This window comes from Streptomyces sp. NPDC104814, assembly GCF_055583185.1.
Window position 1 is genome coordinate 357,296 of record NZ_JBVJOL010000001.1, and the last position, 24,339, is coordinate 381,634.

Here is a 24,339-nt window from a genome sequence, read left to right on the forward strand (position 1 = left end):
CCGCGGCCGCACCCGCAGCATGCGTCATTTCCTGGTCCGCCCGCTCGCCGTCCCCCACAATCGCTCTGTGACCTCTGCCATCCGCCACACCACGATCGACTCCGCCGACGCCTACCGGCTCGCCCACTTCTGGTCCGAGGTGCTGGGCCTTCCCCTGCACGACGACGACAAGCCGGGGGACCCCGAGGCCCTCATCGAGGGCGCCGGCCTGCTGTTCGTCACCGTGCCGGAAGCGAAGACGCTCAAGAACCGGCTGCACTTCGACCTCCAGCCGCAGGACCGCACCCGCGAGGAGGAGGTCGAGCGGCTGCTTGCCCTCGGCGCCACCCTCGTCGCCGACCGCCGCAACCCGGACGGCACCGGCTGGGCCGTTCTCGCCGACCCCGAGGGCAACGAGTTCTGCGTCGAGCGCAGTGCCGCGGAGCGCGCCGCGGGCAGCTGAGCTGCGTCGGCCGGCCTCGCGGGAGCGCGGACGCTTCGGCCGGTGCCGAAGCGTTCCGCGCCTAGCGTGCCGGTGTGAACCGACGCACCGATCCCCACCACCGCACCCCCGCCCAGGCCGTCACCGGCATGGTCGACCACGTGCTCGCGCTCGCCGCCGGCTGGACCGCCTGGGACGGTACGCCCGCGCATGCCGACGGCCGGCTGTACACCCCGCACAAGGCGATCCGCCGGGTCGCCGACCATCTGATCGACCATCTCGCCGAGCTGGAGGCCCGGTCGGCCGGTGAGCCGCCGCTGCCCGACCACTGGCACGCCTCCGCCGTCACCACACCGGCCGACCTCGCCCCCTTCACCCGCGAGGACCTCGACGAGGCCCGCAGCCGGCTCACCCGGCTCGCCCGCATCTGGGCCGTGCGGCTGGACGCGCTCACCGACGACCGGCTCGACCACTCGCCGGGCGACGGCTGGAGCTTCCGTGAACTCGCCCTCCACGTCGCTGAGTCGGCGTACTACGCGGACGCGGTGGGTGAGCTGACGTGACCGCGTTCGCCGCACTGCACCGCACGGGCGAGCCGATGCTGCTGCCCTGCGCCTGGGACCACGCCGTGGCCCACGCCCTCGCCGGGGAGGGCTTCCCGGCGATCGGCACGACCAGCCTGGGTGTCGCCGCGGCCGCGGGCAGGCCCGACGCGGCGGCGGCGACCCGCGAGGAGACCCTGCGGCTGGCGCTCGCCCTCGGCTCGGGCCCGTTCCTGCTGACCGTGGACGCCGAGGGCGGCTTCAGCGACGACCCCGGTGAAGTCGCCGAACTGGCCCACCGGTTGTGGGCGGCCGGAGCCGTCGGGATCAATCTGGAGGACGGGCGGGGGTCCGCCACGCTGCACGCCCGGAAGATCGCCGCGGTCAAGGCCGCGGTGCCCGGCCTCTTCGTCAACGCCCGCACCGACACCCACTGGCTCGGCGACGGCGACCGCGGCGACCTCACCGAGACCCTGCGCCGCCTCGACCTCTACGGGCAGGCGGGCGCCGACGGGGTCTTCGTGCCCGGACTGAGCGAGCCCCGGGCGATCTCCGCCCTGGTACGGCAGGTGTCCGCGCCCCTGAACATCCTGTACACGCCGGGCGGCCCCGGCATCGCCCACCTCACCGACCTGGGCGTACGCCGGATCAGCCTCGGCTCGCTGCTGTACCGGCACGCGCTGGGCGCGGCCGTGGAGACGGCGCTGCGGGTGCGGTCCGGGCGGCCGCCCGAGGGCACCGCGCCGTCGTACGACGCGATCCGCGCCCTGGCGGCGCCTCAGTGAGCGCCGGCGAGCGCTGCGGCGACGCCGTCCGCGAACTTCTCCGGGTGCTCGGCCGCTCCCAGGTGGCCGCCGGGCAGTTCCAGGAAGCGGCTGCCGTGGCGCTCGGCGAGGAAGGCGGCCGTCCGGTGCGGCAGTTGACCACGGGAGGCCGTGCCCGCCGCGAGGGTGAGGCGCCCGCCGGGCAGGTCCGCCGGAGGCACGTACCCGGAGAACGGGACGAGGACACGGGTGAGGAAGACGCCCATCGGCGTCCGCGTCTCCTCGTCCTCGGCGGGCGGCAGGCCCGCGGCCTGCTCGGGCGCCGGGCGTCCGTCCAGTTCCGCGGCCAGCCGGGCGCCGGCGGCGGCGAGCCCCGCGCGGCGGTAGGTGTCGTACACGGCGCGGAACCCCTCGTGCCGCAGCCGTCCGTCGGGCAGCGCGGCCACGCACGGCGGTTCGTGCGCGACGACGTGCCGCAGCCGCCCGGGATGCCGGGCGAGCAGGTCGAGGGCGGCGATGGCGCCGGAGCTGAACCCCAGGACGCACGCCGACCCGTCCGCCGGCAGCACGGAGCCGAGGGCGCGGTGCGCCGCCTCGCTCCAGTCCGCGACCCGCTGCTCGGCGACGGGGTGCCCGAGGCGGCCATGGGCGAGGCCGAGCGGGTCGAGGACGACGACGGTGAAGCGCTCGGCCAGCCGCCGCGTCAGCGCGTCCAGCCCCATGGGGTGCCCGGCGCCGCCCGGCACGACCAGCAGGACCGGCCCGCTGCCGTGCACGTCGTGAAAGGGCTCAGTCATGCGGGCCCTTTTCGCGGGGCCAGTTCTCCAGGGCCACGTGCAGCGCCTCGATCGCCCGCTCCCAGGACCGCTGTACGTCCCTGGGGGCGCCGAAGCCGCCGCCGGCCTCCAGGGCGCAGTAGCCGTGGAAGGTGCTGCGCAGCAGACGCACGGCGTCCGTGAGGTCGGGCTCCTGCAGGCCGTAGGCGCGCAGCATGCCGTAGGTGATCTCCGCGGTGCGGCGCAGCGCGGGGGAGTCGGTGACCAGGGCCTGGTCGAGGCGGATCTGGGTGGCGGCGTAGCGTCCGGGATGGGCCAGGGCGTACGCGCGGTAGGCGCCGGCGAAGGCGGCCAGCGCGTCCTTGCCGGCGCGGCCCGCCACCGCGGTGGCGATCGCGTCGATCATCTCGCCGCCGGCCAACAGGGCGAGGCGGGTGCGCAGGTCCTGCAGGTTGCGGATGTGCGAGTACAGGCTCGCGTCCTTCACTCCGAAGCGCCGTGCCAGCGCGGACAGGGTGACGTTCTCGAACCCGGCCTCGTCGGCGAGTTCGGCCGCGGCCGCGACGAGACGGTCGGCGGTGAGACCGGCACGCGCCATGGGCACCTTCCGTTTCCTAGAGGTCCTAGGTAGGAGCCTAGCCCAGGAAGGTCGCCGAGTGAAGCACGAACGGCCGAGGCCCCCGTGGCCGGTACCGAGCGCGCCCCGGCCGCGGGAGCCCTGGGCCGCGGGAGCCCTTGCGCGCGGGCGTCAGGCGCTCGCGGAGAACACGAACGCGAACTCGGCGGGCCCGGCGTGCAGGACGTACCGGGGGAGCGGGCCCGGGCCGCAGGACTGGGAGCCGATGCCGTGCTGGCGGTGGTCGAGGTTCACCCAGACCGTGTCACCCGGTGTGAGACCGGTGCGGTGGGTGGCCGCGTCCAGCTCCTCCGTCGTCCAGCGCCGCGCGGTCAGCCAGAACTCCGGGTCGCCCTCGATGCGCAGCCCGCCCAGCTCCGCCCATCGCACGTCGGCGCGGGCGCCGTTCTCCTGCGGGCGCACGTACGGCGTCTGCAGCGCGTCCACCGTCGACTGCCACCGCCCGATCGCGGACGCCTCGCGGGTGTCCGGGTACGCCTCACCCGGGCCGCCGCCGAACCAGCGCACCTCGTCGGCCGCCCCGAGGCCGAAGCGGATCCCGAGCCGCGGCAGCGGCACCGTCCAGTCGCCCTCCGGGCCCACCGACACCGTCAGCTTCAGCCGGTCCCCGTCCGACGTCCACCGGTAGACCGTGCGCAGCCCCAGGTCCCGTCCGGCGGGCGCGACCCGGGTGCGCACGGTCAGCGCGTCGTCGGCCGTCTCCACCGCGTCGAGACGGTGCCGCATGCGGTGCAGGCCGAGCGTGCGCCACAGCGGGCCGTGGCGGACACGGTCCTGCCACGAGGCGCCGTTGTCGTTGTCGGTCGGCGCCCGCCACACGTCCAGACGCAGCCCCTTCACGGCCACGTCGCCGACGGCGAGCAGCGCGCCCGTGCGGGCGTCGAAGACGCCGGGGCCGAGCGTGATCCGGCCGCCGCCGGGCAGCGGGCGGGCGGACGCGGCGACGTACGGCACCGGGCGCCGTGACACCGTCCACTGTCCCCAGGCCACCTCGTGACCCCGCGGCGCCCACGCCGTGTCCGCCGCCAGCCGGGCGCGCACCGTCCACTGCGTCTCGGCCCCGGGGCGCCGCACCTCGGGCGGCTCGGGCAGCTTCACGTCGGCCGACTCGCCGGGTCCCAGGGCGGGGACGTCCAGCGGGCCCTGTGCGACGCTCTCGCCGTCCACCTCGAACGACCAGGTGAAGGCCGGCGCGGACAGGTCGGCGAAGTCCTGCTTGTTCGTCACCCGCACGCCGCCGGCGTCCGGTTCTCCTTCGATGCCGACCGGCTCGAAGACCTTCTTCACCTCCGCAAGGCCCGGCGAGGGCTGCCGGTCGGGGAACAGCAGCCCGTCGCAGACGAAGTTGCCGTCGTGCAGCTCCTCGCCGAAGTCACCGCCGTAGGCGTAACCCAGCCCCGGATGGGTGATGCCGTGGTCGATCCACTCCCACACGAAACCGCCCTGCAACCGCTCGTACCGCTCGAACAGCCGCTGGTAGTCGGCCAGTCCGCCCGGACCGTTGCCCATGGCGTGGGCGTACTCGCACAGGATGAAGGGCAGCGCGCGCCGCTTGTCCGGGCCGCCGTCCAGGCATCGGCCGATCCGCTCGACCTCCTCGTGGGAGGCGTACATCCGCGAGTAGACGTCCGTGTCACGGCAGCTGCGATCGCCCTCGTAGTGCAGCAGACGGGAGGTGTCGCGGCCGCGGATCCACTCGGCCGTCGCGGTCAGGCCGCGTCCGGTGCCCGCCTCGTTGCCCAGCGACCACAGCACGACCGACGGGTGGTTCTTGTCCCGTTCGACCATCCGGGCGGCGCGGTCCAGCAGGGCCGGCGTCCAGCGGTCGTCGTCGACGGGGTTGCCCCGCCACTCCTGCGCGGTGAAGCCGTGGGTCTCCAGGTCGCACTCGTCGATCACCCACAGGCCCAGCTCGTCGCACAGGTCCAGGAAGGCCGGGTGCGGCGGATAGTGGGAGGTGCGCACCGCGTTGATGTTGTGCCGCTTCATCAGCAGCACGTCCTCGCGCAGGGTGGCCGTGTCCAGCGCGCGGCCCGTGTCCGGGTGCCACTCGTGCCGGTTGACGCCCTTGAAGAGGACCGGTTTGCCATTGACCTGGATCAGGCCGTCGCGCAGCTCCACCGTGCGGAACCCGATGCGCAGCGCGACCCGTTCGCCCGGCGTCGCCAGCACCCCGTCGTACAGGCGCGGTGCCTCCGCCGACCACGGCAGCACCGGGACGGTCACCGACTCGCCGGTGGCGATGTCGACGCCCAGTTCCGGCACCGTGACCCGGCCGTCGGTGTCGGAGTCGACGCGCAGCGTGCCCTCGCCGCGCACATGGTCGTAGGAGGCGTGCACGAAGAAGTCCGCGACGCAGCCGGGCGGGCGGTGCAGCAGGGTCACGTCACGGAAGATGCCGGGCAGCCACCACTGGTCCTGGTCCTCCAGATACGAGCCCGCCGACCACTGGTGCACGCGGACGGCGAGCACGTTGCCGCTGGGCCGCAGCAGATGTCCGACGGTGAACTCGTGCGGCAGCCGTGAACCCTGGAAGGTGCCGAGGTCCGTGCCGTTGAGCCACACCCGGGCGCAGGACTCGACCCCGTCGAAACGGAGCACGGCGCCGCCGCCGGCCGGCCAGTCGCCGGGCAGGTCGAAGACGCGCAGATGGTCGCCGGTCGGGTTCTCGGTGGGCACCCGGGGCGGGTCGACCGGGAACGGGTAGAGGTGGTTGGTGTAGCCGGGCGCGCCGTGGCCCTGGAGCACCCAGTGCCCGGGGACCGTGACCTCCGCCCAGTCACGGGTGTCGTGGCCGAGCTCGGCGAACGCGTCGTTTTCGGCGTCGGCCGTCCCCGACAGCCGGAACCGCCAGGTGCCGTTCAGCGGCAGCCGTGCCGCGTCCGAGGTGGCGTACCAGGCACGCGGCGGCAGGGAGCCGTCGCCGGGAGAGACGTTCTCGAGGTACTCGACGGTGGTCGTGCGCAAGGTGATCGGTCTCCAGGCGGTGGGTGTGCGGTCTCCGGTCGGTGAGCGACGGCGCGCGGCCCGGCGCCGTCAGGACGGGTGTGCGGTGCGGGAGGAGGTGATGACCGGGTTGCCCGAGGGCGCGTGCTCAGTCCGCGAAGAGTTCCCCCACGAACGCGTTGGTGAACTTCCCCGCCGGGTCCAGCTCCCGCGCCAGCGCGCGGAAGTCCGCGAGCCGTGGGTAGCCCGCGCGCAGTGCCGACGCCGGGGTGGTGAACACCTTCCCCCAGTGCGGGCGGGGCGCGAAAGGCGCCAGGACCTCCTCCAGCCGGCGGACCACCGGAAGGACGGCGGCCGTGTCCGCCACCCAGGTGAAGTGCACCGCGACACTGTCCCGCCCGGAGGACGGGCTGAGCCACTGCGCGTCCGCCGCGACCGTGCGCACCTCGCAGATCTGCAGCACGGCCGCGACCGTGTCCCGGATGCCGTCGATCGCGTGCAGGACGCCCAGGGCGTGCTCCCGCGGCAGCAGATACTCGCTCTGCAGCTCCGCCCCGCTGCTCGGGGTGAACTCCGCGCGGAAGTGCGGCAGCCGCTCGTGCCAGGGCCCGGGCACGCCGAACTGGCCGGTGCAGTTCTGCGCCGGCATCCCCGGCACCGGGTGCAGCGCCACCTTGGCCGGCACGGCCCACGGGAAGCCGGGCAGCGGCTGGTCGGTGCGCCGCTTGCGCCAGACCTGGGTGAAGCCCGGCGCCCGCCAGTCGGTGAACAGGCTGACGCTGTACGCCGAGCCCGCCACGGACTCGAAGTCCAGCCCCTCCAGCGGCAGTTCGGTGTACAGATGCTGCTCGACCTCGAAGGCGGGCTCCAGATCGAGGGTGAGCGCGGTGACGACACCGAGCGCGCCGAGCGAGGTGACCGCGCCGCCGAAACGCTCGTCGCCCCGGGCGACGGTCACGGTGGAGCCGTCCGCCGTGACGATCTCCACCTCCCGTACGGCGTCGGCGAGCGGCCCGTTGCCGACGCCCGAGCCGTGGGTGCCGGTCGCCACCGAGCCGGCCACCGAGATGTGCGGCAGGGAGGCCATGTTCGCCAGGGCCAGCCCGTGGGCGTGCACCCGGCGGGCCAGTTCGGCGTAGCGCACCCCGCCGCCCACCCGCACGGTCCGCGCCGCCGTGTCGACCTCGACCTCGGCCGGCAGGGCGTCGAGCGCCAGCAGGACGCCCTCGGGGCCGGGGTCGGCGACGGTGTTGAAGGAGTGCCCGCTGCCCAGCACCCGCACCCGGTCGCCGCCCGCCACGACCGCGCGCAGCGCGTCGAGCGTGCGCGGCCGGTGCAGCTCCTTGGCGGTGTACGTGATGTTGCCCGCCCAGTTCGTCACGCTCTCGGCCATCGAGGCGCCCCTCCGCATCTGCTGATTCCGTAGTTTTCCTGCCGCAAGACTGCTGTTTTCATCGTGCCCATCGCCTGTGGCGTACGTATTCGATAGTTTTCCCGTATGACGCCACAGCCGCTTCCCGCCGCCCTCCCGCAGACCGACCGCACCCGGCACCGCCGCCTGCGGGATCAGGGCAGCCTGGCCCGGGCCGATCTCGACGCGATCCTGGACGCCGGATTCGTCTGCCATCTGGGCGTGGTGATCGAGGGACGTCCCCTCGTCGTGCCCACCGTCTACGGCCGCGACGAGCGCGCGCTGTACGTCCACGGCTCCGTCGCCAGCCGCAGCCTCGCCGGCTCCGTCCCCGTGTGCGTCACCGTCACCCACGTGGACGGCCTGGTCCTCGCCCGCTCCGTCTTCGAGCACGGCGTCAACTATCGCAGCGCCGTCATCCACGGCGAGGCCCGCACCGTCACCGACTCCGAGGAGAAACTGGAGGGCCTGCGCCTGCTCACCGAGCACTGCGCTCCCGGTCAGTGGTCGTACGCGCGCCGCCCCAGCCGCAAGGAGCTGGCCGCCACCACCCTGCTCGCCGTGTCCCTGGAGGAGGCCTCCGTCAAGATCCGCACCGGCGCGCCCGACGACGGCGAAGGACCCGACGCCGGGCTGGGCCTGTGGGCCGGCACCCTGCCGCTCACCCAGGTCTGGGGCGCGCCCGTTCCCGATCCGCTCCTTGCCGCCGGCACCCCCGTACCGGGGCACATCGCGGCGCGGGAGGGGACCCGGCACGGCTGATGTCAGAGGCAGGGCATACCGTGAGGAGTCGTACGCCTGAACCGGGAGGAGAGTCGAATGGGCAGCCGTACAGCGCTGGTCGAGGATCTGATGGAGCGGTTTCCGCAGGTGCCGCGGGAAGCCGTCTTCAAGGAGGACCTGCTGCGCGGCGGTGTCGCCTTCGACCCGTCGGCGCTGAGCGACAACGAGAGCGGTGAGGTGAAGCCGAAGTCCTACTTCATCTTCTCCTTCGACCACGGCACCCTGCCGGAGCTGGGCGAGGCCGCGCTGCGCCGGCCCCCGGAGGAGATCATCCTCACCGGAGGCCCCTACGACCTGCGCCGCACGGTCGTCTCCGTCCGGGTGAACCCCGCCTCGCCCTACCGGGTCGCCGCCGGCGAGGACGGCGTGCTCGGCCTCTACCTCGACGGCAGGCGCATCGCCGACGTCGGCGTGCCGCCGATGCCGGAGTACTACCGGCACAAGCTCTCCAACGGCAAGTCCGTGATGGAGGTGGCCCCCACCATCCAGTGGGGCTACCTGATCTACCTCACCGTCTTCCGGGTCTGCCAGTACTTCGGCGCCAAGGAGGAGTGCCAGTACTGCGACATCAACCACAACTGGCGCCAGCACAAGGCCGCCGGACGGCCCTACACCGGGGTCAAGGACGTCGAGGAGGTCCTCGAGGCCCTGGAGATCATCGACCGCTACGACACGCAGAAGGCGTCCACCGCCTACACGCTGACCGGCGGCGCGATCACCAAGACGGTCTCCGGACGCGACGAGGCCGATTTCTACGGTCACTACGCCAAGGCCATCGAGGAGCGCTTCCCCGGCCGCTGGATCGGCAAGGTCGTCGCCCAGGCGCTGCCCAAGGCGGACGTGCAGCGCTTCAAGGACTACGGCGTGCAGATCTACCACCCCAACTACGAGGTGTGGGACGAGTACCTGTTCAAGATGTACTGCCCCGGCAAGGAGCGGTACGTCGGCCGCGACGAGTGGCACAGGCGGATCCTCGACTCGGCCGACGTGTTCGGCGCGCGCAACGTCATCCCGAACTTCGTCGCGGGCGTGGAGATGGCCGAGCCCTTCGGCTTCAAGACGGTCGACGAGGCCATCGCCTCCACCACCGAGGGCCTGCGCTTCTTCATGTCCAACGGCATCACGCCCCGCTTCACCACCTGGTGCCCCGAGCCCACCACACCGCTCGGCAAGGCCAACCCGCAGGGCGCGCCGCTGGAGTACCACATCCGGCTGCTCCAGGCCTACCGGCAGACCATGGAGGACTTCGGCCTCTCCTCGCCCCCCGGCTACGGCCCGCCCGGCCCCGGCCGCGCCGTCTTCTCCGTCTCCTCCTTCATGGACAGCCTTCCGGCACAGGACACCGCCCCGGTGAGCTGAGGGTCCCCGCCGCCGGCACGGCGCCGGTCCTCAGGCGCCGTGCACCGTGGCCGTGTCGGGGCGCGGCGCCGGTGCGTGGTGGGCCGCGGGGCCCAGTGCGAAGGTGCGCAGCAGGTTCTCGGTGGTCCGCGTGACGAAGGCGCGGGTACGGCCGTCCATGCCGTGGTCGTGCCCGAGTTCGCCGGTGCCCGCCACCAGGCCCTCCACCCAGCGCATCGTGCCGGTCGCGAACACCCCGGCGCCGCTCGCCACCGTGTAGTACGCCGAGTCGCTGTGGCTCGCCCGGCCCTGGCACACCAGCGGCGACTGCGCGGTGATCTCCAGCGGGCCCGGAGCGGGGGAGCCCTCGGGCACCCGGTCGTACTCCACGCCGACGAGATGGGGGAAGCCCTCCCCGGGGCGCACCCCCGTGCCGTCGTACAGCCAGTGATCGGCCGCGCGGACGACGTAGGGCGCGTCGACCGGGAAGCCCTCGTAGAGCACCCCGGTCAGCGACGACTCGGGGTCGGGCGCCGGCGGCAGCCGGAAGTCGGTGGTGACCTGGGCGGGACGGGAGCCGTAGCAGGGGTCGGCGCGGAAGGCGCTCTTGTAGCAGACCACCGTGCGCGCGTCCGCCGCCGCGCCGGGCTCCAGCCGGACCCGGCGGAAGCAGGTGTTGGCGCCGAGGAACGCGACGTTCGTGCCCGCGTCCCGGGCGGCGGTGACATGGGCGCGCTGCTCGGGCGTCCAGTACTCGTCGTGCCCCAGGCACACCACCGCGTGCGCGCCGCGCAGCACCGAGGGGTCCCGGTGCACATCCAGGCCGGTGGTGTACGCCAGGGGAATGCCGACGCGCTCGGCCAGCACCACCAGCGCCCGCTCGTACACCAGGAACTTCTCGGCGCCGCTGCCGTCGTAGGGGCGGTCGAAGGTCACCGCGAGTGAGCGGGACGCGTAGTCCCCGAGCGGTCCGGCGTACAGGCTGCTGCCGCCCCAGCGGTTGTACGCCTGCCAGGTGGCCGGGGCGTGCACCAGGACCGTGCGGCCCGCGCCCTCGGCGGAGCGGACGACCAGCGGGACGTAGCGCCGGTATCCGCTCTCCGCCTCCAGCCGCAGCAGATACGCCCCCTCGGGCCAGCCGGCGGTGTGCACGGTGAGGGTGGCCGGCCAGTCGGCGTGCACGGTACGGGTCTTCGGCAGCAGCCGGGGCGCGGGCCGGGCATGACCGGGTATGCGGTCCGAGGCCCAGATCAGCCGGGCCTGCCGTCCGCCGTACCAGCCGACCCGGAACGCGGCGACCCGGAAGGACGGGGCGGTCGTCGACACGTGCAGGGCGAACTCCTCGCCGGGTGTCACGCTGACCCGGTCGGTGTAACCGGCCACCGCGTCCTGCGGCCCCGTCGCACCCAGCCGCCAGTCGGCAGTACCCGGAGCGTCCCGCTCCGCCTCGGGCCGGTGCCGCCCCGCGTCGCGCGCGGCGGAGCGGTGCCCGTCCGGCCCGGCCGTGCACGCGGCGGCGCCGAGGCCCGCGCCGGCGCACAGACAAAGGAAGCGGCGCCGGCCCGGCGCGCCCGTTCCGTCTGCCACGGTCACGTCACCTCCCGGAAGTGCGCCCGGCCCAGCGTCGCCGGGCCCGGCGGCACGCGCAACCGGAGAGGAGACGCGTGCCCCGCGAGAAAACCGGTGGCGCCCCGACTCCCGTCTTCCCTAGGGTGAGGAGCGATCCGAGCGGTGGCCTTCCGGCCACCGCCACCGCAGATGTGAGGACGAGGAGGTGTCGACCGATGGCTGTCGTTGCGATGGGCGCTGCCCGCATCCAGGAATCCATCACGTCCACCTCCGTGGCCACCGGCTGACCGAATCCGCCGCGCCGAACACGCGCGCCTGCCGGGGCCGCCCCTTGCGAAGGGTCACCCCTTGAGCGCCAGCTCTGCTTCCTTCTCCACCTCCTCCGTCTTCTCCGCTCTCGCTCCCTACGGCTGGGACGAGGACTGGGCCGACGCGTTCGCGCCGTACGCCGCCGAAGGGCTGCTGCCCGGCCGTGTCGTGCGCGTCGACCGCGGTCAGTGCGACGTCGTCACCGCCGACGGCACGGTCCGCGCCGACACCGCCTTCGTCACCCCGCACGACCCGCTGCGGGTCCTGTGCACCGGCGACTGGGCCGTCGTCGAACCCGGCGGCAACCCCCGCTATGTGCGCGCGTACCTGCCGCGCCGCACCGCCTTCGTACGCTCCACCTCCTCCAAGCGGTCCGAGGGGCAGATCCTCGCCGCCAACGTCGACCACGCCGTCGTCGCCGTCTCCGCCGGTGTGGAACTCGATCTCGGCCGCATCGAACGCTTCCTCGCCCTCGCCTGGGAGTCCGGGGCGCAGCCCGTGGTCGTGCTCACCAAGGCCGACCTCGTGCCCGACCCGGTGACGCTCGGACACCTCGTCCAGGACGTCGAGACCGCGGCGCCCGGCGTACCCGTGCTGACCGTCAGCGCCGAGCGGGGAGACGGGCTCGACGTGCTCGCCGCCGTCGTCGGAGCCGGCACCTCCGTCCTGCTCGGGCAGTCCGGCGCCGGCAAGTCCACCCTCGCCAACGCGCTGCTCGGCGCGGACGTGATGGACGTCCAGGCCGTCCGCGGCCTCGACGGCAAGGGCCGGCACACCACCACCACCCGGAATCTGCTCGCCCTGCCCGGCGGCGGGGTCCTCATCGACACCCCCGGCCTGCGGGGTGTCGGCCTGTGGGACGCCGGGAACGGGGTCGGCCAGGTCTTCGCCGAGATCGAGGAACTGGCCGAGGAGTGCCGGTTCCACGACTGCGGCCACGACACCGAGCCGGGATGCGCGGTACGGGCCGCCCTGGAGGCGGGCGAGCTGCCCGAGCGGCGGCTGGAGAGCTACCGCAAGCTCCAGCGGGAGAACCAGTACATCGTCGCCAAGACCGACGCCCGGCTGCGCGCGGAGCTCCGCAAGGAGTGGAAGCGACGGGGAGCGGAGGGCAAGGCGGCGATGGAGGCGAAGCGGGGGCGCCACCGCTAGGCGGTGCCTCGTCGATCAGGCCGGACGTCGCGAGCCCGGCGTGATCGGCGAGACACCCCCCGAAGGCCCCTTCGGGGGGCGCGGGCGCGGGATCACCTTCACGTCCGATTTCCGCCAGTCGGGGCGCGCCGGATGGCGGAGACTGGGTTGCGTGATGGACGAGGACAGCAGGTACGAGGCCGTGCGGAGCCGGGACGCCCGGTTCGACGGGGAGTTCTTCTTCGCCGTCGAGACCACCGGGATCTACTGCCGTCCCAGCTGCCCGGCCGTGACACCGAAACGCCGCAACGTGCGGTTCTTCGCGACGGCCGCCGCCGCGCAGGGCTCCGGGTTCCGGGCCTGCCGGCGGTGCCGTCCCGACGCCGTGCCCGGCTCGGCCGACCACGACGTCCGCGCCGACGTCGTCGGCCGCGCCATGCGGCTGATCGGCGACGGCGTGGTCGACCGCGAAGGCGTCGCCGGGCTCGCCGTACGCCTCGGCTACAGCGCCCGGCAGGTGCAGCGGCAGCTCACCGCCGAACTCGGCGCCGGGCCGGTCGCGCTGGCCCGGGCGCAGCGGGCGCACACCGCGCGCGTGCTGCTGCAGACCACCGAGCTGCCGATCACCGAGATCGCGTTCGCGTCCGGATTCGCCAGCGTCCGCCAGTTCAACGACACGATCAGGGCGATCTACGCCTCCACGCCGAGCGAACTGCGGGCCGCCGCACCCGGCGCCCGGCGGGGCGACACGCCCGGCGCCGGCATCCCGCTGCGGCTCGCCCACCGCGGGCCCTACCAGGCGGGCCCCGTCTTCGACCTGCTGGCCCGCGAGGCCGTGCCCGGCGTCGAGGAGGTCAGCGGCCGGCCCGGCGCCCGTACCTACCGGCGCACCCTGCGGCTGCCGTACGGCACCGGAATCGCCGCCGTCGCCGAGCGCACCGGCACCGAGACCCGGGCCTCGGCCGCCCACCCCGGCGGCTGGCTCGACGTGCGGCTCCATCTCACCGACCCGCGCGACCTCACCACCGCCGTCCAGCGGCTGCGCCGCCTGTTCGACCTGGACGCCGACCCGTACGCCGTCGACGAGCGGCTCGGCGCCGACCCGCGGCTCGCCCCGCTGGTCGCCGCCCGCCCCGGGCTGCGCTCAGCCGGCGCCGCCGACCCCGAAGAGGTGGCGGTGCGCGCCCTGGCCGGCCGGGAGCGGACCGAGCGGCTCGTCCTCGCGTACGGCAAACGGCTCGACGCGCCCTGCCACGGCCTCACCCGTCTCTTCCCCGAGCCGGCCGTCCTCGCGCAGGCCGAGCCCGGCGGCCCCCTCGGGGCGCTCGCCGCCGCCCTGGCCGACGGCCGTCTGCGGCTCGACCCCGGCGTCGACCGGGACGACGCCGAGCAGGCCCTGCGCGCACTGCCCGGCATCGACGCCGCCACCGTCGCCGTGATCCGCGCCCGCGCGCTCGGCGACCCGGACGTCGCCCCGCCCGGCCGTCCCCTGCCCGACACCTGGCGCCCCTGGCGCACCTACGCCGTACAGCACCTGCTCGCCGCAGGGGAGTTGGAGAACCGATGACCACCCCGACGTACTTCACCCGCCTCGACAGCGTGATCGGGCCGCTGCTGCTCACCGCCGACCCGGACGGCGCGCTGACCTCGCTGTCCGTGCCGGAGCAGAAGGGCGGCCGGACCGTCCAGGAGGACTGGCGGCACGACGACGGCCCCTTCCGCGCGGCGGCCGAGCAGCTCGCCGCGTACTTCGCCGGCGACCTGTCGGAGTTCGACCTGCCGCTGCGGGCACACGGCACCGCCTTCCGGCAGCGGGTGTGGGACGCACTGGACTCCGTCCCGTACGGGGCGACCACGACGTACGGCGCGATCGCCGCGCGGATCGGTGCGCCTCGGGCCGCCGTGCGGGCCGTCGGCGGCGCCATCGGCGCGAATCCGTTGCTGGTGCTGCGGCCGTGCCATCGGGTGATCGGGGCGAACGGGGCGCTGACGGGGTATGCGGGCGGCCTCGAACGCAAGACGCGGCTGCTGGCTTTGGAGGGGGTTCTTTAGGGGCGGTGTCGTCTGCGGGTGCGGTGTGGCTGGTCGCCGTTGCCTGCGGTGCCTGTGCGGGTGCGGTGTGGCTGGTCGCCGTTGCCTGCGGCGCCGGGTGCGTTGTCGGCTGCGGGTGCGTGGGGGCTGGTCGCGCCGTGGCGTGCCTAGCGCCTGCGGCCGGTGGTCAAGGCGGGGCCGCGGTGGGGGGTGTCCGTCCTCGGTCCGGCCGGCCGTATCCGACGCGGGCGCCGTGTCACGGTGCCGGACGCTGCGGGCGGACACCCCCCACCCCGGCCCCTTCCCGCCGTACGCGGGTGCACCAGCGTCGTGGCGGGCGCTGGGTGGGGTGGTCAGGCCCAGAGGACCGCGCCCAGCCAGGCCGCTGTGATCAGGAGGCAGGCGTACAGCTCCGCGAGTACGCTCCAGCCGCCCGCGCGCATGGCCGTGCGCAGGGCCGCCCGGGCCTCGCCGTGGCGGCCCAGGCGGAGGCGTTCGGCGAGGTAGATGCCGCCGAGGAAGCCGGGGATCGCGCCCAGGACGGGGAGCAGTACGAAACCGGCCAGCGTGCCGAGGCCGGCGTACACGGCCATGCGGGGGGTGGCGCCCGCGTCGCGCAGCCGGCGTGGCGGCAGGAGTCCGCGCACCGCCTGAGAGAGCAGGAGGACGGTGGTGGCGCCGACCAGGACGCCCCAGGCGACCGGCTGGGGGTCCTTCAGCGCCCACCACAGCACGGCGGCCCAGACCAGCCATGAGCCGGGCACGCCGGGCACCAGCACTCCGCACAGGCCGAGCAGCAGGACCACCCCGACCAGGAGGAGTTCCCACACTCCCATCTGCCCAGAGTGCCGGAGCGAGCGGGAAGGCGCAGGTGGGGAGGGGCGGCGCGGGGCCGTCTACGCGTCCCGGGCCACCCAGCCCCGCTCGTACGCGTGCCAGCCCAACTGGAGCCGCGTGGTCACGCCGGTCAGCTCCATCAGGCGTTTCACGCGGCGCTGGACCGTGCGCAGACCCAGGTCGAGCTGTTTGGCGACGCTCGCGTCGGTGAGCCCGGCGAGCAGCAGGGAGAGGATCTCCAGGTCGGTCGTGTCGGGGCCGTCCGGGCCTTCCTCGCGCACTCCGCCGGGGCCGAGCCTGAGCGGCAGCGCGGTCCGCCACACCGACTCGAACAGGCCGGAGAGGAGTTCCAGCAGCCCGCTCGCGTGCACCACCAGCGCCGCGGGCTCCGCGCGGCGGGAGGTGAGCGGCACCAGGGCGAGGGCGCGGTCGGCGACCACCAGTTTCGTCGGGACCTCGTCCACCACCCGGATCTGTTCGTCGCGGGAGAGCGCCGCGGTCAGCTCCGTGAAGCCGTGCGGCAGGTCCAGCACGGACCGCTCCACGACCACCCGGTAGCGCACGCCCCGGCCGGCCGCCTGCTCCTCGGCGTCGTTGTCCATGCCGGAGACGACCATCGGGTTGCCGGTGACCAGCGCGCACACCTCCTCCGTCGCGCCGAGCTGCAACTGCAGGAAACGCTGGGCGACGGCCGCCGCCCCGGTGACCACCTCGACCAGGTCGTGCACGGCCGGTTCGGCGGCGCTCGCCCGGTACTCCTCCGCCAGCAGGGCCGCGGTCAGCTCCGCGGTCTCCAGCTCGTGCCTCCGCCGGGTGAGCAGCGCGCCGAGCGCCACGCCGGGCGGGGCGGCCACCCAGCGGCCCGGCCGGCCGGAGGACTGGGCTGCCAGACCCTGCCGTTCCAGACGGCGCAGGGCACGCTCGGTGTCGCGTTCGGCCCGTGACAGCCGGCGCGACAGGTCCGGTACGTCGGCCGCGCCCAGCGACACCAGGGCGCGGTACGCCGACTCGTCCGTCTCGTCCAGCCCGATCGCCGCCAGCATCAGCGTGCGCCCCTCCCGTCGGAAATCCACCAGCCCGTGGCGTGCCCGGCCGTGGCGGAAAACAGCCACGGCGCAAACCCGCCGCCCGACATCATCGCCGCAGAACCGCTCCCTCTGCCAAGGTGTGGCCACGGCCGCTTCCTGTGATCATCCGGCGATCCGCCGCGCGGCCGTCCTCTCGACGTGACCGGGGCCCGGGACGCGCATCCGCGTGCAGGGGATCCGGGGCCCGGTCACCCCGTCGTCGCCGGGCGGTCCTCCCGTGGGGGGTGGGGCCGCCCGGCGGCCGTCAAGTCGCGGGTGATGTGCGGGCGTTCGCCCTCGTGTTCGACGGGTCGCCCGACACGCCGTCCAACACGCCCCCGGGGACGGCATTTTCCGGATGCCCCGTTTTCATCCGGGCCGTGCGGTGGACAATTGGGGGCATGAGCCAGCAGGGGGGAAGGCCCACCGGCCGGGAGGACGACTGGTGGGGTCAGCTGTACGACGACGCCACGACGGACACGGGCCCCACGGCGGCGCCCGACTCGCTGGACGACCGCTTCGCCTCGGCGTCGGGCACGCTCGGCCACCGAGGGGAAAAGGCACCGGCCGACACGAAACCTCCGGACACCGCCCGCGTCCCGGGCGCCCGCACCCCGGACACCTCCGGTCCGCCGCCCGCGCCGGGTGTGCCGCCGCCGCCCGCCGTGCCACCGCCCGCCGTGCCACCGCCGCCCGCCGTGCCGCCGCAGTGGGAGCGGCCGTCCGCCGGGCCCCGGGCCCCCTGGGAACCGCCGCCCGCGGCACCGGCCGGCCCCGTGACCTTCCCGCCGGGTCCGGTCCGGTCCGGCTCCGAGGAGGGGGCAGGGCGGCCGGCGGCGTACGACGTGGGTGGTGGACGCGAGAGCGACGACGCCACGGCGGACGCTTCCGCGCCGGGTGTCCCCGTGGCAGGCACAGGTGTCGTGTCCATCCACCCGGTCCCGCTCCCCGCGTCCCGCCCGTACGTCGGCTCCGGCCCGCCCACCTACGACGCCGAGCCCACCGCTCTGCCCGCGGCCGACCCCGACGACCTGGACGACCTCGTACCGGACACCGTGCTGGACGGGGCCCGGTACGGGGTGTGCACCGTGCGGGCCGTGTCGGTGCGCGGGGACTCCGCGCGCTTTCGCGGGGAGCCGCGCCGGGACGCGCTGCTCACCGCCCGGTTCGGCCAGGGAGAACACGCCCTGCTGCTGGTGGCGATGGCGTCCGGCGCCCGTGCCACGCCGGGTGCGCACCGGGCGGCGGCCGACGTGTGCCGGTGGATCGGCCGGGCCGTGGGCCGCAGCCATGTCCGGCTCGTCGAGGATCTGCGGAACGCCCGGCGCGGCGACCTGAAGTCGGGGCTGCACCGGCTCACCGACCGCAGCCTCGGCAAGCTGCGCGCCGCCGCCGCCGAACAGGGCCTGGCCCCCGAGGAGTACTCCGCCACGCTGCGCTGCCTGCTGCTGCCCGCCGACCCGGCCTGCCGTACCCGCGTCTTCTTCGGCGTCGGCGACGGCGGACTGTTCCGGCTGCGCGGCGGCGAGTGGCAGGACCTGGAGCCGCGGGTGACCGAGGTGCCGACGGGGGAGGCCGTCGTCGGGTTCGGGTCGCCGCCGGCCGAGACGCCGCAGGGCGACCGGCTCACCATGGACCTCGGCATCCCGACACCGCCCAGCCCGTACGAGCCCGCCCCGGAGCCGCCCCGCGCGCCGTTCCGGTTCCGGGCCTCGCTCGCCCGACCGGGTGATGTGCTGCTGATGTGCACCGCGGGCCTCGCCGAGCCCTTCCTCGGCGAGCCGGACCTCGCCTCCCACCTCGGCGGCCGGTGGTCCGCCCCCGGACCGCCGGGCCTCGCCGCCTTCCTCGCCGACGCCCAGGTGCGGGTCAAGGGGTACGCCGACGACCGTACGGCCGCCGCCGTGTGGGAGGCGTAACCGCGCCCGCTGTGCCTCCATGGAAGGCGGGAGTCATCACCGGACAGCGAAGGGGCGAACGAGCAGCCATGGCCAAGCAGAACGTCGCCGAACAGTTCGTCGACATCGTCGTCCGCGCCGGCGTCAAACGTCTCTACGGCGTCGTCGGCGACAGCCTCAACCCGGTCGTGGACGCCGTCCGGCGCAACCCCGCCATCGACTGGATCCACGTCCGCCACGAGGAGACCGCCGCCTTCGCCGCCGGGGCGGAGGCCCAGATCACGGGCCGGCTCGCCGCCTGCGCCGGCTCCTGCGGGCCCGGCAACCTCCACCTCATCAACGGCCTCTACGACGCCCACCGCTCCATGGCCCCGGTGCTCGCCCTCGCCTCCCACATCCCCTCCAGCGAGATCGGCCTCGGCTACTTCCAGGAGACCCATCCCGACCAGCTGTTCCGCGAGTGCAGCCACTACAGCGAGATGATCTCCAACCCCCGGCAGATGCCCCGGCTGCTGCAGACCGCCATCCAGAACGCCGTGGGGCGCAGCGGGGTCAGCGTCGTCACCCTGCCCGGTGACATCGCCGCCGAACCCGCGCCGGAGCGGGCCGCGGAGTCCGCCCTGGTCACGGCCCGGCCCACGGTCCGCCCCGGCGACGCCGAGATCGACCGGCTCGTCGACCTGATCGACGGCGCGGCACGCGTCACCCTGTTCTGCGGCAGCGGCACCGCCGGGGCGCACGCCGAGGTCATGGAGTTCGCCGGGAAGATCAAGTCCCCCGTGGGACACGCCCTGCGGGGCAAGGAGTTCATCCAGTACGACAATCCCTTCGATGTCGGGATGAGCGGGCTGCTCGGCTACGGCGCCGCCTACGAGGCCACCCACGAGTGCGACCTGCTGATCCTGCTCGGCACCGACTTCCCCTACAACGCGTTCCTGCCCGACGACGTGAAGATCGCGCAGATCGACGTGCGGCCCGAACACCTCGGTCGGCGCTCCAAACTGGACCTCGCCGTGTGGGGGGACGTCCGCGAGACGCTGCGCTGCCTGATCCCGCGCGTGCGGACCAAGGACGACCGGCGCTTCCTCGACAAGATGCTGAAGAAACACGCCGACGCCCTGGAAGGGGTGGTGAAGGCGTACACGCGCAAGGTCGACAAGCACGTCCCGCTCCACCCCGAGTACGTCGCCGCCGTCCTGGACGAACTCGCCGACGACGACGCCGTGTTCACGGTCGACACCGGGATGTGCAACGTCTGGGCCGCCCGCTACCTCTCGCCCAACGGCCGCCGCAGGATCATCGGTTCCTTCTCGCACGGCTCGATGGCCAACGCGCTGCCGATGGCGATCGGCGCCCAGTTCACCGACCGGGGCCGGCAGGTGGTGTCGGTGTCGGGCGACGGCGGCTTCTCCATGCTGATGGGCGACTTCCTCACCCTGGTCCAGTACGACCTGCCGGTGAAGGTCGTGCTCTTCAACAACTCCGCCCTGTCCATGGTGGAGCTGGAGATGCTGGTCGCCGGTCTCCCCTCCTACGGCACCGCCAACGTCAACCCCGACTTCGCGGCGGTCGCCCGTGCCTGCGGTGCCCACGGGGTCCGGGTGGAGAAACCCAAGCAGCTCGCCGGTGCGCTCAAGGAAGCCTTCCGGCACAAGGGCCCGGCGCTCGTCGACGTCGTCACCGATCCCAACGCGCTGTCCATCCCACCGAAGATCAGCGCCGAGATGGTGACCGGCTTCGCCCTGTCCGCCTCGAAGATGGTGCTGGACGGCGGAGTCGGCCGCATGCTCCAGATGGCCCGCTCCAACCTGCGCAATGTGCCGCGTCCTTAGGTGTCCCGTCCGCCGTCCGTAACGTCGTTATCCGGCCAAGTTCCGGGGACGGGAACCGGGTGCCGTGTGTCCCCTGTGGCCCCACGTTCCGCGGGCGCGCCGCGCAGGGGGCGGTCGGAGGGTGTGCGCGCACGGCGTGACCGTCCCGGCGGCTCGGCGAGCGCGTACGCCGCCCGGCCGCGCGGTGGCCGAACATCCGGTTGTCACCGAGCCCGGATGACTGCCTCCCGACCGGCCGGGCATGCATCCCGTGAACGTGTTCGAGCAGGAGGGATACGGCCATCGGCACGCAGGCGGGGGTCATGACCAGGCAGGCACGAAGGAGCGTACCGGTGACGACGGGGGCCTACTCGGCCGAGGCAGTGGAGGACAGGACGGACAGCGGCGGGGACCGCATACCGGCGCCGCAGTTGCGGCGCCGGCTGGCACGACGTGACCTGCGGGCCGTGCCCGAGGCCCGCAGAGCCCTGCGGGAGCTGCTCGGGCAGTGGGGGAGGACCGCGGGAGCCGACACGGCGGAGCTGCTGACCAGCGAACTGGTCACCAACGCGCTGGTGCACACCGATCGCGAGGCGGTGCTGACGGCGACGATCTGGCCGCGCGGCCTGCGCGTCGAGGTGCGGGACTTCGTCGGCCGCAGACCACGGCTGCGCGTGGCGGACGCCGACTGCGACACGCACGGCCGGGGGCTGATGCTGGTGCAGTCCCTCGCGGACGCCTGGGGCGTGCGGGCGCACGGGGTGGGGAAGGCGGTCTGGTTCGAGCTGCACGCCGTGTGAGCGGACACGGGTGCACGAAGCCCACCACGGGGCGGGGCCGCGACCCTGTCCGGTCGCGGCCCCGCCCCGTCATGTACTCCTGCGCCCAGCGCCTCTAGCCGAACTGCTGCTCCAGGTCCTTGAGCTTGCGCTCCAGGGAGTCGAGCCGCGGCAGGGCCTGTGTGTCGTCCTCCGCGGTGAGGTCGACGGTGATCGCGTCAGACGCCCGGCGGACGGGCTGCAGGGAGGGACGCGCGCGCACCGGCAGCTGCTCCGGCGTCGATATGGCAGGCTCCGCGGAGAGCTCGTTGCCGCCGCGCTCCACCGCCTGCACCTCCACCTCGCGGCCGGTGCCATGGCCGGCGTAACCGCCGTGCCCGCGGCTGATGGCCTTGAGCTGCGCCCGCTCCACGCGGTCCTTCTCCCGCTGCAGCCGGCGCGACTCCTCCTTGCGCCGCTTGTCGTCGCGCACCTCGTCCACGGCCTCGTCCAGGCTGCGCACGCCCTCCAGGAGCATCAGCGACCAGGCCCTGTACGTCTCGCGCGGCGCCCTCAGCCAGCGCACTATCCGGATCTGCGGCAGCGGCCGCGGGATCAGCCCCTGCTCGCGCAGTGCCGCCCGGCGGGTCTGCTTCAGCGCCCGGTCGAACAGCACGGCCGCCGACAGGGACATGCCCGCGAAGAAGTGCGGGGCACCGGCGTGGTTGATGCCGCGCGGCGCGTGCACCCAGTTGAACCAGGCGGCCGCCGCCGCGAACATCCACACCAGCAGCCGGGAGCCGAGGGCGGCGTCGCCGTGGCTGGCCTCCCGCACCGCGAGCACGGAGCAGAACATGGCCGCCCCGTCCAGGCCGAACGGGACCAGGTACTGCCAGCCGCCGGTCAGGTTGAGGTTCTGCTCACCGAAGCCCACCAGTCCGTGGAAGGAGAGCGCGGCCGCGACCGCGGCGCAGCAGAAGAGCAGCACATAGGAGACCGTGCCGTAGAGGGCCTCCTTGCGCCTGCGGCGCTCCTCGGCGCGCTCCCACGAGTCGTCCGCGCTCGCGTTCTCCCCGGAGGAGCGCTTTCCGCGCGCGAGCACCGCCACCGCCGCCAGCATGCCCAGGAGCAGTACGGCGCCCGGAAGCAGCCAGTTCAGCGATATGTCGGTCAGTCTCATCACGGGTCCCTTGCATTGGGATAGGGCGTAACGCCCGCCATAGTGGCCCAATCCCGCCGGCCCTCAGGGGGTTTCGGGGCAAGAGGCCGCCAAGGAGGTGCAAGGGGATGCCCAGGACGGCGTTCTGCTCGAACTGCCGCGTGAGGGGCGGGAGTTGAGTTCGAATAAGACTACCCGTACGGGTGGTTCCACGGGAACTTCCTGCGCGTGGTGAGGAAGGCGTGAAACGGCTGTGTCCGTGCGCGTGTCCCACTCGCGGCTGATCTTAGAGGATGCGGGTGGGGACTTGGCGGGGGGGAGGGGGCCGAGGGGGCGTCAGATGTGCTTGGAGGAACGTCCGATGGGCCGCCGCCGGGTGTCAGACGGACGTGGTCCGCAGCAGTCTGGTGAGCCGGTCCGTGTCGCAGGTGCGGGGGCAGGTGGCGCAGGTGTCCTCGGGGCGGACGGTGTAGAACATGCAGCAGCTCACCCGGTCCCTGGTGGGGAGCCGCTCGCCGTCCGGGCCGGTCAGTTCGCGGAACGCCGCCGAGCCGGCGTAGGGCTTCGTCGCCCCGGGCAGCAGCAGCTCCAGTTCGTGGCGCGCCCGCTCCTCCTCGCCGAGCAGATGGGCGACGTACCACAGGCCCTCCACGACCTCGTCGGTCACCATGCCCCACAGCGCGCGGCCGCGGCGCCGCATCCGCGGGCCGAACGCGGCGAGCAGCGGTTCGGCGTGCTCGGCGACCGCCGCGCGCACCTCGGCCCGCAGCGCCTCCTCGTCCGGGACCACGCGGGCGGCGGGGTGGGCGGCCGCCGGGTCGCCGGGCAGACAGGCGAAGGAGACGGGGCGTACGGCCATGCGGCCGCCGGTGCGGTCGTACGAGACGTGGGTCACGGGCAGGCGCGGGACGCGGCGCTGCAGGAACCAGGGGACGGTGATCAGCAGGCAGGCCGGCCAGGCGTAGCGGTGCAGGGCGAAGCTCGCGACGACGTCCGGGCGGGCACGGATGCCGTAGTCGCGCACCACCTGGGCGTCGTCCCAGGCCAGAAAGGCGTCCAGGGCGGCCGGGTCGTGCGCGAGCGCGGCGGCGGGGGTCCAGGCGCCGCCGTCGGGGAGGGGGTCGTGCGGGTGCCGCTCGGTGATCGTCAGCCCGGGGTGGACCTCGGCGAGGCGGGCGTAGGCGTCCGCGGTGGGGGAGGAGATGACGGGCACGGCTGACCACCGATCCTGGGCGGGATTGAGGTAAGGCTTACCTTACGCGATGGTGATCGAGATTTGAGCTGGTGGGTTCTGGCCCTAAGGTGCTTGACGGACGAGTAACAACCTGTCGTCATGACCCCACATACCGACCAGCCCGGAGGAGGGCCCGTGAAGCAGGGCGCGCAGGACTCCGCCGGGACCGGGATGCCCGCCGGCCGGGGGCTGTACGTGCCGCAGCAGCCGACCGCCGCGGAGGTGGACCGGGTGGCCGCCGGCCGGGAGGAGCGGGTGCGGGGTGAGCACACGCACGGTGAGCGGCCGGTGGTGCAGCGCGCCTCGGTGCGCGGACAGGTGCTGGACGCGCTGCGCAGCGCGCTGGTCGCGGGCGAGCTGAAACCGGGTGAGGTGTACTCCGCGCCCGCGCTGGGGGAGCGGTTCGGCGTGTCGGCGACGCCCGTGCGCGAGGCCATGCAGCAGCTGGCGCTCGAGGGCGCGGTGGAGGTCGTGCCCAACCGGGGGTTCCGGGTCGTGGTGCGCGACGCACGTGAGCTGGCCGAACTGGCGGAGGTGCGGGCGCTGATCGAGGTGCCGGTGGTGCTGCGGCTCGCGCGGGCGGTGCCGGTGGAGCGGTGGGCCCGCCTGCGGCCGCTGGCCGAGGCGACGGTACAGGCGGCGGCGACCGGCTGCCGTGCGGCGTACGCGGAGTCGGACCGGGCGTTCCACCGGGCGGTGCTGTCGCTGGCCGACAACGCGCAGCTGGTGCGGATCGCCGACGACGTGCACCGGCGGGGACAGTGGCCCGGGGCCGGCCGTCCGGGCCACGGCGACCTGCTCGCCGACGCCACCGAACACACCACCCTGCTGGACGCCCTGGTCGCCGGGGACCTGGACCGGGTGCGCGCCCTGGTGGAGAGGCACTACGCGCGCGCCTGACCCGTCCAGGCATGCCC

The 24,339-nt window shown here is 74.1% G+C and carries 21 protein-coding genes; 12 read left to right on the plus strand and 9 right to left on the minus strand.

The window, feature by feature from the left end:
- Nucleotides 1-67 precede the first annotated feature (67 nt).
- The 3 genes from ACZ64A_RS01430 (at nucleotide 68) to ACZ64A_RS01440 (ending at nucleotide 1,748) form a co-directional block, all read left to right on the plus strand.
- Nucleotides 68-442, plus strand: a complete 375-nt coding sequence (locus tag ACZ64A_RS01430; protein WP_469807476.1) for a VOC family protein — start codon at nucleotides 68-70, stop codon at nucleotides 440-442.
- A gap of 128 nt (nucleotides 443-570) precedes the next feature.
- On the plus strand, nucleotides 571-984 hold the full coding sequence (locus ACZ64A_RS01435) for a hypothetical protein (protein WP_469809019.1): 414 nt from the start codon (nucleotides 571-573) through the stop codon (nucleotides 982-984).
- A complete protein-coding gene (locus ACZ64A_RS01440) occupies nucleotides 981-1,748 on the plus strand; it encodes an isocitrate lyase/PEP mutase family protein (protein ID WP_469807477.1) in 768 nt (255 codons plus the stop codon). Before ACZ64A_RS01435 ends, ACZ64A_RS01440 begins: the two co-directional genes overlap by 4 nt.
- Here ACZ64A_RS01440 and ACZ64A_RS01445 read toward each other — a convergent pair.
- The 4 genes from ACZ64A_RS01445 to ACZ64A_RS01460 all read right to left on the minus strand — a co-directional run bounded on the left by ACZ64A_RS01445 (nucleotide 1,742) and on the right by ACZ64A_RS01460 (nucleotide 7,479).
- Nucleotides 1,742-2,524, minus strand: coding sequence for an alpha/beta fold hydrolase (locus ACZ64A_RS01445; protein ID WP_469807478.1), 783 nt, complete (start codon nucleotides 2,522-2,524; stop codon nucleotides 1,742-1,744). The two genes, ACZ64A_RS01440 and ACZ64A_RS01445, sit on opposite strands and share 7 nt — an antisense overlap.
- Complete coding sequence (locus tag ACZ64A_RS01450; RefSeq protein ID WP_469807479.1) at nucleotides 2,517-3,101, minus strand: TetR/AcrR family transcriptional regulator; 585 nt, start codon at nucleotides 3,099-3,101, stop codon at nucleotides 2,517-2,519. Before ACZ64A_RS01450 ends, ACZ64A_RS01445 begins: the two co-directional genes overlap by 8 nt.
- Before the next feature lie 150 nt (nucleotides 3,102-3,251).
- Nucleotides 3,252-6,113: a glycoside hydrolase family 2 TIM barrel-domain containing protein gene (locus tag ACZ64A_RS01455; protein WP_469809020.1), complete on the minus strand. Its 2,862-nt coding sequence runs from the start codon at nucleotides 6,111-6,113 to the stop codon at nucleotides 3,252-3,254.
- A 121-nt stretch (nucleotides 6,114-6,234) separates the two neighbouring features.
- Entirely contained in the window at nucleotides 6,235-7,479 is a 1,245-nt protein-coding gene (locus tag ACZ64A_RS01460; protein ID WP_469807480.1) for an FAD-binding protein, read from the minus strand.
- A 105-nt stretch (nucleotides 7,480-7,584) separates the two neighbouring features.
- On the opposite strand from ACZ64A_RS01460, the gene ACZ64A_RS01465 reads away from it, so the two are divergent.
- Nucleotides 7,585-8,259, plus strand: a complete 675-nt coding sequence (locus ACZ64A_RS01465; protein WP_469807481.1) for a pyridoxamine 5'-phosphate oxidase family protein — start codon at nucleotides 7,585-7,587, stop codon at nucleotides 8,257-8,259.
- A 57-nt stretch (nucleotides 8,260-8,316) separates the two neighbouring features.
- Complete coding sequence (locus tag ACZ64A_RS01470; protein ID WP_469807482.1) at nucleotides 8,317-9,639, plus strand: radical SAM protein; 1,323 nt, start codon at nucleotides 8,317-8,319, stop codon at nucleotides 9,637-9,639.
- A gap of 30 nt (nucleotides 9,640-9,669) precedes the next feature.
- On the opposite strand, the gene ACZ64A_RS01475 is transcribed toward ACZ64A_RS01470, so the two are convergent.
- The gene (locus tag ACZ64A_RS01475) at nucleotides 9,670-11,205 is read right to left on the minus strand and encodes a N,N-dimethylformamidase beta subunit family domain-containing protein (protein ID WP_469807483.1); all 1,536 of its coding nucleotides are present in this window, start codon (nucleotides 11,203-11,205) and stop codon (nucleotides 9,670-9,672) included.
- A 330-nt stretch (nucleotides 11,206-11,535) separates the two neighbouring features.
- Between ACZ64A_RS01475 and rsgA the strand changes: the two genes are divergently transcribed.
- From rsgA to ACZ64A_RS01490, 3 genes are all read left to right on the plus strand, one after another.
- A complete protein-coding gene (gene rsgA / locus ACZ64A_RS01480) occupies nucleotides 11,536-12,648 on the plus strand; it encodes a ribosome small subunit-dependent GTPase A (protein ID WP_469807484.1) in 1,113 nt (370 codons plus the stop codon).
- A gap of 154 nt (nucleotides 12,649-12,802) precedes the next feature.
- On the plus strand, nucleotides 12,803-14,194 hold the full coding sequence (locus ACZ64A_RS01485) for a DNA-3-methyladenine glycosylase 2 family protein (protein WP_469809021.1): 1,392 nt from the start codon (nucleotides 12,803-12,805) through the stop codon (nucleotides 14,192-14,194).
- Nucleotides 14,191-14,679, plus strand: a complete 489-nt coding sequence (locus ACZ64A_RS01490; RefSeq protein WP_469807485.1) for a methylated-DNA--[protein]-cysteine S-methyltransferase — start codon at nucleotides 14,191-14,193, stop codon at nucleotides 14,677-14,679. The genes ACZ64A_RS01485 and ACZ64A_RS01490 overlap by 4 nt, the downstream gene beginning before the upstream one ends.
- Before the next feature lie 332 nt (nucleotides 14,680-15,011).
- Here ACZ64A_RS01490 and ACZ64A_RS01495 read toward each other — a convergent pair whose 3' ends face one another.
- Both ACZ64A_RS01495 and ACZ64A_RS01500 read right to left on the minus strand, forming a co-directional pair.
- A complete protein-coding gene (locus tag ACZ64A_RS01495) occupies nucleotides 15,012-15,494 on the minus strand; it encodes a DUF456 domain-containing protein (protein ID WP_469807486.1) in 483 nt (160 codons plus the stop codon).
- A 60-nt stretch (nucleotides 15,495-15,554) separates the two neighbouring features.
- Entirely contained in the window at nucleotides 15,555-16,538 is a 984-nt protein-coding gene (locus ACZ64A_RS01500; RefSeq protein ID WP_469809022.1) for a helix-turn-helix domain-containing protein, read from the minus strand.
- 425 nt (nucleotides 16,539-16,963) lie between these two features.
- Between ACZ64A_RS01500 and ACZ64A_RS01505 the strand changes: the two genes are divergently transcribed.
- The 3 genes from ACZ64A_RS01505 (at nucleotide 16,964) to ACZ64A_RS01515 (ending at nucleotide 21,071) form a co-directional block, all read left to right on the plus strand.
- Nucleotides 16,964-18,481 carry a protein phosphatase 2C domain-containing protein gene (locus ACZ64A_RS01505; protein ID WP_469807487.1) on the plus strand — a complete coding sequence of 506 codons (1,518 nt, stop codon included), beginning with the start codon at nucleotides 16,964-16,966 and terminating at the stop codon, nucleotides 18,479-18,481.
- 68 nt (nucleotides 18,482-18,549) lie between these two features.
- Nucleotides 18,550-20,292: a pyruvate dehydrogenase gene (locus ACZ64A_RS01510; RefSeq protein WP_469807488.1), complete on the plus strand. Its 1,743-nt coding sequence runs from the start codon at nucleotides 18,550-18,552 to the stop codon at nucleotides 20,290-20,292.
- A gap of 302 nt (nucleotides 20,293-20,594) precedes the next feature.
- On the plus strand, nucleotides 20,595-21,071 hold the full coding sequence (locus ACZ64A_RS01515) for an ATP-binding protein (RefSeq protein ID WP_469807489.1): 477 nt from the start codon (nucleotides 20,595-20,597) through the stop codon (nucleotides 21,069-21,071).
- A 94-nt stretch (nucleotides 21,072-21,165) separates the two neighbouring features.
- Here the strand turns inward: ACZ64A_RS01515 and ACZ64A_RS01520 are convergent, their stop codons facing one another.
- Nucleotides 21,166-22,209: a DUF2637 domain-containing protein gene (locus ACZ64A_RS01520; RefSeq protein ID WP_469807490.1), complete on the minus strand. Its 1,044-nt coding sequence runs from the start codon at nucleotides 22,207-22,209 to the stop codon at nucleotides 21,166-21,168.
- Nucleotides 22,210-22,567: 358 nt separating this feature from the next.
- Nucleotides 22,568-23,401, minus strand: coding sequence for a (2Fe-2S)-binding protein (locus ACZ64A_RS01525; protein WP_469807491.1), 834 nt, complete (start codon nucleotides 23,399-23,401; stop codon nucleotides 22,568-22,570).
- 156 nt (nucleotides 23,402-23,557) lie between these two features.
- Between ACZ64A_RS01525 and ACZ64A_RS01530 the strand changes: the two genes are divergently transcribed.
- Entirely contained in the window at nucleotides 23,558-24,322 is a 765-nt protein-coding gene (locus ACZ64A_RS01530; protein ID WP_469807493.1) for a GntR family transcriptional regulator, read from the plus strand.
- The last annotated feature ends 17 nt before the right edge of the window (nucleotides 24,323-24,339 follow it).